This window comes from Massilia sp. AB1 (assembly GCF_018119385.1).
Taxonomy (GTDB): domain Bacteria; phylum Pseudomonadota; class Gammaproteobacteria; order Burkholderiales; family Burkholderiaceae_D; genus Telluria.
In genome coordinates, this window is sequence record NZ_JAGKSG010000021.1 from 77,428 (window position 1) to 87,870 (window position 10,443).

A 10,443-nucleotide genomic window follows, 5' to 3' on the forward strand; every position below is an offset into this window, starting at 1 on the left:
TTCATGCGCAGCGCGTAGGCTGCGCTCCGGAAGTGCGCTTCAGCCGGGGCGGGCCGGCGGCAAGAAGGCCGACAGGCGGATCTCGCCGAACTGGCGCATCAGGTGGCCTGCGGCCTGGGCCAGGGCGACATTGAGCGTCCCGGTAATGGCTTCCTCGGCCGCGCAGCCCGGATGATCGACACTGGGACCGATCGCGAAGATGACCGGCTCCTCCAGGGCGCGGTAGACGTCCAGCACCGTAATGGTGTCCGGGTCGGCGGCCAGGGTCCAGCCGCCGCCCCGCCCGCCCGTGGAATTGACGTAGCCAGCGGTGCGCAAGCCCGCCATCATGCGGCGTACCAGTACCGGATTCGTGTCCAGCATCGTGGCGATCTCTTCGGAACTGGCCGCGCCTTTGCGGCCGTGCAGGTGGACGAGGACATGCAGCATCCTCGACAGACGAAAATCGTTTCTCATATTGGCTCCTCCTGCCGGGAGCATACCGCAACTTGTTGAGTTGCGATATGCCGTGAAGAAATTCCGATACTCGTCGAGTTGCGCAAACGGGGAAGGCCAGCCCAAAGTTTTAGCTTCCCTGCGCTGGCTCACTCACGCAGTCCCACCTGCCCTCTTTTGAGCCACCTCAAACATTCACAACCGAGCGCTCTCAATAGCTTTACTGCGCACGATTGGATTTGACGCGCTATTCAAATACGCATATATTTTTTCGTATTCCGAATGGAAACGTTTCCAGTCACAGCTTCCGCAAGAATTCTCAGAACCAACGTCGATGTTGGGCGCAGCGTGGCGGAGCCAGAACGGCCTCCCCACATTTCTTTGGAGTTAATCGAGGAGTCGAAGTGAATAACCATAAACAAAATCGTCACTTTACATGGAAACCTTTCCAGGCAATGGCCGCAGGCCTGCTGCTGACCATGGGGGCGCAGACCTCCGCCAGCGTCAGCAACCCCGCCATCGGCCAGTTGCTGTGGTCCGAGGAGTTCAACGGCACCAGCCTCAACACCGGTGCGTGGACCGCCACCGACGGTAACGGCTGCCAGATCAACCTGTGCGGCTACGGAAATGCCGAGCTCCAGTACTACAGCCCCAACAACGTATCGATCGTCAACGTGCCCTTCGAATCCGGCACCCGCGCCCTTGCGATCCAGGCGCGCAACCAGACCATCGGCAGCAATGTCTTCACCTCAGGGAAGATCGACACCAAGGGCAAGGTCCAGGTGCAATACGGGATGGTCGAGGTGCGCATGAGCACTCCCGCCGTCGCCACCGGGCTGTGGCCGGCCGCCTGGATGCTGGGCGTGAGCCCGCAGACCTGGCCGCGCAACGGCGAGATCGACATCATGGAGATGGGCCACAAGGCCTCGAGCCGGACCGCCGCCGGTTCGCCCTCCGCCAACAATTTTGTCGGCTCCAACGTCATCACCTACCAGCAAGCGGCCTGCGTCCCCGGCAATGAAAGCTGCGCCGCCTCGACCGCCTGGCAGACCAAGAACTGGTACGTCTCCTCGACCCCGCTGACCAACCGCTTCGTCCTCTACCGCCTGTATTGGACGGAAAGCGAGATGCGCTTCACGGTGGTCGACAACGGCGTCGAGCGCAACATGTACGACGCGCCGCTGCCGGTCAATTCGACGGCCCTGCAGGCGCCCTTCTACCTGCTCCTGAACCTCGCCGTGGGTGGCAATTTCACCGACGCCGCCAGCCCGGGCCAGGTTAGCGCGCCATTGCCCGGGACCATGTACGTCGACTACGTGCGCGTCTACCGGCTCGACGGCAAGGGAACGGTCAAGCTGGGCAACCAGACCGTGCCGGAAGTCGGCAAGTTCGGCGTGTTCACCGACACCACGAGCGTCAACAACAAGCTGGTGGCCGGCACCAGCTCGGACATCTTCCTGTGGAACGGCGCCTCCAGCGGCGCGGGAAACCTGCCGCCCTACGAGGGCAGCAACGTCATCGCCTGGAGCTACAACACCCCCGGCCAGTGGTTCGGCGGCGGCGTCCAGTCGCGCCAGGCCCGCGACCTGAGCAATTTCCGCAACGGGACGATGAAGTTCCGCATCAAGATTCCGGCCAACGTCTCCTTCAACATCGGCGTCGGCGACACCTATACCAACCAGAACTGGGTCAACTTCCCGGCCAACACCACGACCCACGGCCTGGTGCGCAACGGCGAGTGGGCGACCGCCACCGTCCCCGTGAGCACCCTGATCGGTCCCAAGGTGGCGCTGCAGTCGCTGCTCGACGTCTTCATGATCTCGAGCGACGCCAACCGCTCGCCGGCCTCGGCCTTCCAGTTCGCCATCGACGACATCGTCTGGGATTCGGGCACGACCACCACCCCGCCGCCGGCGCCGACCGGCCCGACCTACGTGACCCAAACCTCGGCGACCACGCTCCAGTTCACCGCGAATACCGGCAGCTGGGCCGACGTGCACTACACGGTCAACAACGGCGCCCAGCAGAACGTGCGCATGCGCCTCGACGGCAGCAGCAACAGCTTCATCGCCGGCGGCCTGAAGATCGGCGACGTGGTGCGCTACAGCTTCACCTACTGGGACACTGCGCGTAACTATGCCGTCGACACCGCCTGGCAGAGCTATACGATGAAGTGATCGCGAAACTCGGGCGGCGCGGCGCGGTCTGATGACAGAGGAGGCAAAGGAGAGGAAACATGGCCACCATCAGATTGGACAAGCCCGCCTGGGGAAGCTACGCCGACAGGATGTCGAAGGCGCTCCTCGGTACGCCCGCCGAGGTCGAAGTCGCGTCGATGAACTTCGGCGTCCAGCTCGCGGCCGCATGGATTCCGCTGCTGGGCATCCTGTACGACCCCAAGAACGATATGTTGGCCGTGAGCTTCGACGGCCTGGATCACATGGTCCGCCATCCCCAGGACATCTACGTCCAGGAAGACGGCGGCAAGGTGCAGAGCATCGAAGTGATCGGCAGCGACGGCGCCCGGCACATCATCCGCCTGCGCCAGGCTATCCCCATGCCGGCCTGAGCCCTCGCCGGATGTCTTTCAACCCGCCGGCTTCGGCGGCGGCCGCGGCGGCGGTCCCATGCGCATATTGGCATTCTCGATGTCGGCCGCGATAAGCCAGCGGCCATCCACCTTGCGCAGTACCAGCACGAACTTGCCGGCATCGAGCGCCTGGCCGGCCGGGCCATACGCGCCCACCACCGTGGCGAGGTCGCCGGAAGCGCGATAATCGATCACGCGCAGGAAAGTCGGCATGCCGCCACCGCCGGAGTACGCCTTCGCGATGCTGTCCCTGCCGCGCGCGGGCGGCTGGTTGCTCGGCAGGGCCATGCCGTCCTCCGCGAACAGGGCGGCGAGGCCCCTGGCGTCGTTCGCCGCCCAGGCCTTTTCGTAATCGCGCAACACCCGGTCGACCTCGGGCGGTACGCTGACCGAAGGCAGGGATTGCGCCGCTGCCCGAACGATGTTCAATGCGGCGGCCAGCACAGGCGCCATCAGGACCCCACGCATTTGACGCTCCCTCAGTATTGTCAGCGCCTCATTCTATCCAGCGGAACCCGGCCTGGCCATGAAAAATGGATACGTATATCGCTGTCGCATTTAACGCCCTTCGCTGCGGGAATCGGCACAGTCTCGCGCACAGCCCTTTGATAAGATCGCGCCCGGCCTTTTATGAACGCACGGCAGTCACAGTCTTTATGGGAGCAGGGATGACGATTCACGGAGAAATGATCATTGGGCGCCGCAGCGAGCGCGGTGTCGCAGGCGAAGTGCGCAGCGCCGACCCCGCGCGCGGCGCGGCACTGGAACCGGCCTTCGGCACGGCGAGCCCGGCGCAGCTGGCGAGCGCCTGCGAACTGGCGGAGCAGGCCTTCGATGCCTACCGCGCCATTGGCCTGGAGCAGCGCGCCCGTTTCCTCGAATCGATTGCGGAAGAAATCCTGGACATCGGCCCGCTGCTGATCGAGCGCGCCCATCAGGAATCCGGCCTGCCGCTAGCGCGCCTGGAAGGCGAACGTGGACGCACGGTCAACCAGCTTCGCCTGTTCGCCAAGGTGGTTCGCGACGGCCACTTCCTCGGAGCGACCCTGGACGCCGCCCTTCCCCAGCGCAGCCCGCCGCGCCCGGACCTGCGGATGGCGAAGATCCCGCTCGGCCCGGTAGCCGTGTTCGGCGCCAGCAACTTCCCCTTGGCGTTCTCGGTTGCCGGCGGCGATACCGCCTCCGCGCTGGCGGCCGGCTGCCCGGTGGTGGTCAAGGCCCATAACGCCCACTTGGGCACCTCGGAGCTGGTGGCCAGGGCCGTGCAGAGGGCCGCCATCGATTGCGGCATGCCGGAAGGCGTGTTCTCGATGGTGATCGGCGAAGGCAAGCAGATCGGCCAGGACCTGGTGAACCACCCGGCCATCCAGGCGGTCGGCTTCACCGGCTCGCGCCAGGGCGGCCTGGCGCTGCTGTGCACCGCGAATGCGCGTCCGGTGCCGATTCCCGTCTATGCGGAAATGAGCAGCGTCAATCCAGTCTTCCTGTTGCCGGGCGCACTCGCCAACGGCGGCGCCAGGCTGGCGGCGGGCTTCATCGATTCGCTGACCCTGGGCGTCGGCCAGTTCTGCACCAACCCGGGACTGGTGATCGCGCTGGCGGGCGAGGCGCTGGACGCCTTCCGCATTGCCGCGGTGGACGCGCTGCAGGCCACAGCCGCCGGGACCATGCTCACCGCCGGCATCCACCAGGCCTATCTCGGCGCCATCGAGCGCCGCTCGGGCCTGGCCGGCGTGCAACTGCTCGCACGCGGCAGCGCCGAAGCAAGCGGCTGCGCCGCCCAGGCGGCCCTGTACCAATGCGACGCCGCCACCTACCTGGCCAACCCGGCCCTGGAAGAAGAGATCTTCGGACCGGCCTCGGTGCTCATCGCCTGCCGCGACCAGGCCGAGATGCTGGCCGTGGCGCGTCACCTGGAAGGCCAGCTGACCGCCACCGTCAATGCGACGGAGGCCGACCATGCCCTCGCGGCCGTCCTGCTGCCGACCCTGGAACGCAAGGCCGGACGGATCCTGTTCAACGGCTTCCCGACCGGTGTCGAGGTGGCCCATGCGATGGTGCACGGCGGTCCCTTCCCGGCCACATCGGACAGCCGCTCGACTTCGGTGGGGGCGACCGCGATCGAGCGTTTCCTGCGGCCGGTCTGCTACCAGGATGTCCCGACCGGACTCTTGCCGCAAGCCTTGCGCGACGGTAATCCGCTGGGCATTGCGCGCCTGGTCGACGGCCAATTCCGCGTGAATTAAGCGGTCGACCGGTGTAATCATGCGGAGCGGGTAAAAATACTAAAAGTCTGCAAGGTTCGTGAAAGAATTGTCGACCAAAATTCAGTGCATGCACTCGTAATGTTGTATCCGGTTGACGGAAAGTGCTGAAGCTTGCGCTAAACTGTTGCAAGTTCATAAAGGCCATGACACGAAAGCGCCCGCTGTGCCCACTCAGTCCTGCATGATACACACCGCATGAACACCGTCCCGTTCACGTTCGGTCCATTCGAACTGCATCCGCTGCGCCGGACGCTGCTGAGGAATGGCGAGCCGGTCCAGATCGGCAGCCGGGCGTTCGACGTGCTGACCCTCCTGCTCGAGCGGGCCGGCGCAGTCGTCGGCAAGGAAGAGCTGATGGCGCGCGCCTGGCCGCGTACCTGCGTCGAAGAATCCAACCTGCGGGTCCACATCAGCGCCCTGCGCAAGCTCCTGGAAAAAGACAGCGGCGGCCTGCGCTACATCGACAACGTGGCCGGCCGCGGCTACAGCTTCGTCGGCCCGGTGTCCTCGGCCTCCATCGCCGCGGCGCCAGGCTCGCGCATCACCCCCCTGTCCGCGCCTCTCCGCCTGGACCAGCGCTTCGGCTCGCGGCTGATCGGCCGCGAGGACGCCGTCGGCGCCGTCTGCGCCGCCCTGGGGGACACGCGCCTGCTCACCATCGCCGGACCCGGCGGCGTGGGCAAGACGGCGCTCGCCATCGCTTGCGCACGCCAGATGGCCCAGCACCTCCGCGACGGGGTATGCATGCTGGAGCTGGGAAGCGTTTCCCATCCCTCCTTGGTCGTCGACGCCCTGGCGGCGGCGCTGGAACTCCCCTCGCATGCTCCCTACGACGCTATCCTGGCCCAACTGCGCGGGCGCAGCATGCTGCTGGTGCTCGACAGCTGCGAACACCTGGGCGATGCGCCGGCGCGCCTGGCCGAGGGCTTGTGCGCGGCCGCGCCCGGCCTGACCCTGCTGGCGACCAGCCGCGAGGCGCTGGGCCTGGCGGGCGAGCGGGTGCACTCCCTGGGGCCGCTCGCCGTGCCCGCTGCGGGTACGCCGGCCGAGGCGCTCCCCGCCTACGGCGCGCTGGCCCTGTTCGTCGAATGCGCAGCCGGTGCGATTGATGCTTCGCGCCTGACTGCGGACGACTGGAACCTGATCGCGGAAATGTGCCGGCGCCTGGACGGCCTGCCCCTGGCCATCGAACTGGCCGCCGCGCGGGTACCGATGCTCGGACTGCACGGCGTCGCCTCCGGGCTGGGCGCATCGCTTGCCATGCTGTCGCGCAGCCGGCCCGGCGGCGAGGCGCGTCACCAGTCGATGCGCGACGTGCTCGACTGGAGCTATGCACTCCTGTCGGCGGGCGAACAGCGCCTGCTGCGCTGCCTGTCGGCATGGCGCGGCGGTTTTACCGCCGATTGCGCCCGCGCCCTGTGGCCGGACCAGGGCGCCGCGTTCGAACCGGCGGCCCTGTACAACCTGGCCGCGCGTTCCCTGCTCGTGTGCGACTACGATGGCGCCGGCGTGGGCTACCGGATGCTCGCGACCACCCGCCTGTACGCCGCCGAGCGCCTGGCGCAGGATGGCGAACTGGCCTTTGTCGCGCGCGCCCACGCCGCGCGCTGCCTGGACCTGATGCTGGAAGCGCGCGGCGAGCCCGGCGGAGCGCAGCGCCTGGCCCGCCATGCCGGCCGCCTGGCAGACGTGCGCGCCGCCCTCGACTGGTGTTTCGCGCACGGCGGCGATGCCGGACTGGGCGTCCGCCTGGCCGCGGCGGCCACGCCGCTGTGGAGCGAATTGTCGCTGCTGGACGAGCAGCGCACCCAGATCCTGCGCGCCTTGCCGCACGCGCGCGACGCCGCTGCCGAAATGGCCTTGCAGGCCAGCCTGGGCGGGGTCCTGGTGCACCTTGACAGCCCGTCGGAACAGGTAGCGGCCGCCTTCACCCGCGCCTACGAGCTGGCGCACAGCCAGGGGGACAATACCCAGCTGGCGCGCAGCTTCGGCGGGCTGTGCGTCAATCACCTGCTCCAGGGGCAGTATCCGGAGGCAATCGCCCTGGCTCATGCGTTCGCGCCTTACCGTAAGGGCGGCAAGAGCGCGCATGACCGCTGCGCCGACGATATCCACGACCGGATGATGGCGGCCGCCCTGCATTTCCATGGCGAACAGCGCCAGGCGCGGTTCCACGCCGAACGCGTGCACCGGCTTGCGCGCGACACGGAACAATGGCCGGCGCCACATGGTCCCGCCGGAACGGCGCTCCAGTACGACCGCCAGGCGGCCTCCAGCGCGGTGCTGGCGCGCATCCGCTGGCTCGCGGGCCATGCCGAGGAAGCGGCCGCACTGGCCACGAATGCGCTCGAGCGCGCCCAGGAAATCGAGCATCCCGCCTCGACCTGCCTGTCGCTGGCCCTGTCCGCCATCCCAATTGCCTTCTGGAACGGCGACCAGCATGCGGCGTCCTATTTCACCGGCGTGCTGTGTGAGCGCTCGCAGGTGCACGGGCTGAAACACTGGCAATCCTGGGCGGCCCAGTTCAGCGCGCTGAGCGAAGGGGCATGCCCGAGCGGCGCCGGCGCGCTGCTGCCGGGACCGCAGGCCGAGACGATCTTCACCATCCTTCCCGGCCTGGCCGGGCCGGCCGATTTCGCCCGGGTCGGCCAGGGCCTGGCGGGCTGGTGCGCGGCGGAGCTGATCCGCCAGAAAGCGGTCTGGATGCGCACCGCCGGCCGCCCCCCGGCCCAGGCGGACAGCGTGCTGCTGCAGGCCGCCGCAATTGCCGAGTCGCAAGGGGCGCTGGCCTGGCTGCTGCGCGTCGCCCTCACCCGCGCCCAGTGGTCGCTGGGCACGCCGCGCGCCGCCGAGGCCCTGGGCCAGTTGGCGGCGGTGCTGCGCCGCTTCCCGCAGGGTTTTCCCAGCCGCGACCAGCGCGATGCGCAAGCCTTGCTGGACAGCCTGGGCGGCGGGGAATATTTCTTCCAGCCCGACCTGCGCAGCCGCATGCGCGTGCACGGTCGAGGCCAGGCAACAACACAGACGGGGACGGCGAGAGGCGCACTGCTTCCCCGGGAATGACGGCGGACGGCGATCTGGCTATAATTTCGGCCTTCGCCCCACAGGAATTCCCATGTCCCTCCTCGCTCACCAGCTCGAACTGCTCTCGCCCGCCAAGACCGCCGAGATCGGCCGCGAAGCCATCCTTCACGGCGCCGACGCGGTCTATATCGGCGGCCCGGCCTTCGGCGCCCGCCACAACGCCAGCAATCCCCTCGAGGACATCGCGGCGCTGGTCGAGTTCGCGCACCGCTACCGCGCGCGCATCTTCGTCACCATGAACACCATCATGCACGACGCCGAGCTGGACCTGGCCCGCAAGCAGATCTGGCAGCTGTACGAGGCCGGCGTGGACGCCCTGATCATCCAGGACATGGGCCTGCTGGAGCTCGACCTGCCGCCGATCCAGCTGCACGCCAGCACCCAGTGCGACATCCGCACCGTCGAGAAGGCGAAATTCCTGGGCGACGTCGGCTTCTCGCAGCTGGTGCTCGCGCGCGAACTGACCGTCGAGCAGATCAGGAAGATCAAGGCCCAGGTCGACACGCCGCTGGAGTACTTCGTGCACGGCGCGCTGTGCGTGGCCTTCTCCGGCCAGTGCTACATCTCGCACGCCGACACCGGCCGCAGCGCCAACCGCGGCGACTGCTCGCAGGCCTGCCGCCTGCCCTACACCCTGACGGACGGCCAGGGCCGCGTGGTGGCCTACGACAAGCACCTGCTGTCGATGAAGGACAACGACCAGAGCGCCAACCTGGAAGCCCTGGTCGACGCCGGCATCCGCTCCTTCAAGATCGAAGGCCGCTACAAGGACATGGGCTATGTGAAGAACATCACCGCCCACTACCGCGTCCTGCTGGACGAGCTGCTGGAGCGCCGTCCCGAATTCGCGCGCGCCTCGAGCGGCCGCACCCAGGTCATGTTCACCCCGGACGTGGACAAGAACTTCCACCGCGGCCACACCGATTACTTCGCACAGGGCCGCCAGGATGATATCGGCGCCTTCGACTCGCCCAAGTACGTGGGCGTGGAGCTGGGCAGCGTCACCCGCATCGCCGGCGACCACTTCGACCTGCTCAGCAGCGCGCCGATGGCCAACGGCGACGGCCTCAACTACATGAACAAGCGCACCACGGTCGGCATCCAGGCCAACCGCGCCGAGAAGCTGGGCGAGGACGAGGAAGGCCAGCGCTGGCGCGTGTTTCCGAACGAGGCCATCGCGACCCTGCCGGGCCTGAAGGTGGGCAGCGTCATCCACCGCAACCGCGACCACCAGTGGGAAGCGGCGCTGAACAAGAAGTCCTCGGAGCGCAAGGTGCGCGTGGACCTGATCCTGTCCGAGACGCCGGAAGGCCTGCGCCTGGCCATCGTCGACGAAGACGGCATCGCCAGCGACGCCGTGGCGGCGATCGCCCTGCAGCCGGCCCAGCAGGCCGCCCAGGCCGAGGCTGGCCTGCGCACCAGCCTGGCCAAGCTCGGCAACACCATGTTCGAAGCCGGCCACGTCGAGCTGAAGCTGAGCCAGCCCTGGTTCGTGCCGTCCAGCGCCATCAACGCGCTGCGCCGCGACGCCGTCGCCGCGCACGAGGCTGCGCGCCTGGCGGCCTGGGACCGTCCGCCGCGCAAGGCCCCGGCCGAGCCGCGCGCCGTGTACCCGGAAACCCAGCTGAGCTACCTGGCCAACGTCTACAACGAGAAGGCGCGCGCCTTCTATCACAAGCACGGCGTGCAGCTGATCGCCGCCGCCTACGAGGCGCACGAGGAACCGGGCGAGGTGCCGCTGATGATCACCAAGCACTGCCTGCGCTTCTCGTTCAACCTGTGCCCGAAGCAAGCCAAGGGCGTGCAAGGCGTGCAGGGCCAGGTGCGGGCGGAGCCGATGACCCTGGTCAGCGGCGGCGAGCGCTACACCCTGCGCTTCGACTGCAAACCCTGCGAAATGCACGTGGTCGGCGCGATGAAGCCCGGCATCCTGAATTCGCCGCCGCCCTCGGCGGTGCCCTACAGCCCGCTGGTCTTCCACCGCCACCGTCCGCGCACCTGATCGCGCACGTGGGCGGCCCGGGCCCCCCCCCCCCGCGCCACCCCCGGACGGAAAGGCCCCCGCCC

Annotated in this window: 7 protein-coding genes; 5 read left to right on the forward strand and 2 right to left on the reverse strand. The window is 67.8% G+C overall.

What is annotated here, in order from left to right:
• Window positions 1–39 precede the first annotated feature (39 nt).
• Window positions 40–456, reverse strand: coding sequence for an Rrf2 family transcriptional regulator (locus J8847_RS13865; RefSeq protein ID WP_211525299.1), 417 nt, complete (start codon window positions 454–456; stop codon window positions 40–42).
• Window positions 457–890: 434 nt separating this feature from the next.
• On the opposite strand from J8847_RS13865, the gene J8847_RS13870 reads away from it, so the two are divergent.
• Together J8847_RS13870 and J8847_RS13875 are read left to right on the forward strand one after the other, a co-directional pair.
• Entirely contained in the window at window positions 891–2,612 is a 1,722-nt protein-coding gene (locus J8847_RS13870) for a glycoside hydrolase family 16 protein (RefSeq protein ID WP_229512809.1), read from the forward strand.
• Between the two features lie 59 nt (window positions 2,613–2,671).
• Complete coding sequence (locus J8847_RS13875; RefSeq protein ID WP_211525300.1) at window positions 2,672–3,004, forward strand: DUF5335 family protein; 333 nt, start codon at window positions 2,672–2,674, stop codon at window positions 3,002–3,004.
• Window positions 3,005–3,022: 18 nt separating this feature from the next.
• On the opposite strand, the gene J8847_RS13880 is transcribed toward J8847_RS13875, so the two are convergent.
• Window positions 3,023–3,493 (reverse strand): SgcJ/EcaC family oxidoreductase, encoded by a 471-nt coding sequence (locus tag J8847_RS13880; protein WP_211525301.1) that lies wholly within the window; start codon window positions 3,491–3,493, stop codon window positions 3,023–3,025.
• A 200-nt stretch (window positions 3,494–3,693) separates the two neighbouring features.
• Between J8847_RS13880 and J8847_RS13885 the strand changes: the two genes are divergently transcribed.
• From J8847_RS13885 to J8847_RS13895, 3 genes are all read left to right on the forward strand, one after another.
• Window positions 3,694–5,271 (forward strand): aldehyde dehydrogenase (NADP(+)), encoded by a 1,578-nt coding sequence (locus J8847_RS13885; RefSeq protein ID WP_211525302.1) that lies wholly within the window; start codon window positions 3,694–3,696, stop codon window positions 5,269–5,271.
• Window positions 5,272–5,487: 216 nt separating this feature from the next.
• Entirely contained in the window at window positions 5,488–8,355 is a 2,868-nt protein-coding gene (locus J8847_RS13890; RefSeq protein WP_211525303.1) for a winged helix-turn-helix domain-containing protein, read from the forward strand.
• 52 nt (window positions 8,356–8,407) lie between these two features.
• On the forward strand, window positions 8,408–10,378 hold the full coding sequence (locus tag J8847_RS13895; RefSeq protein ID WP_211525304.1) for a U32 family peptidase: 1,971 nt from the start codon (window positions 8,408–8,410) through the stop codon (window positions 10,376–10,378).
• Window positions 10,379–10,443 lie beyond the last annotated feature (65 nt).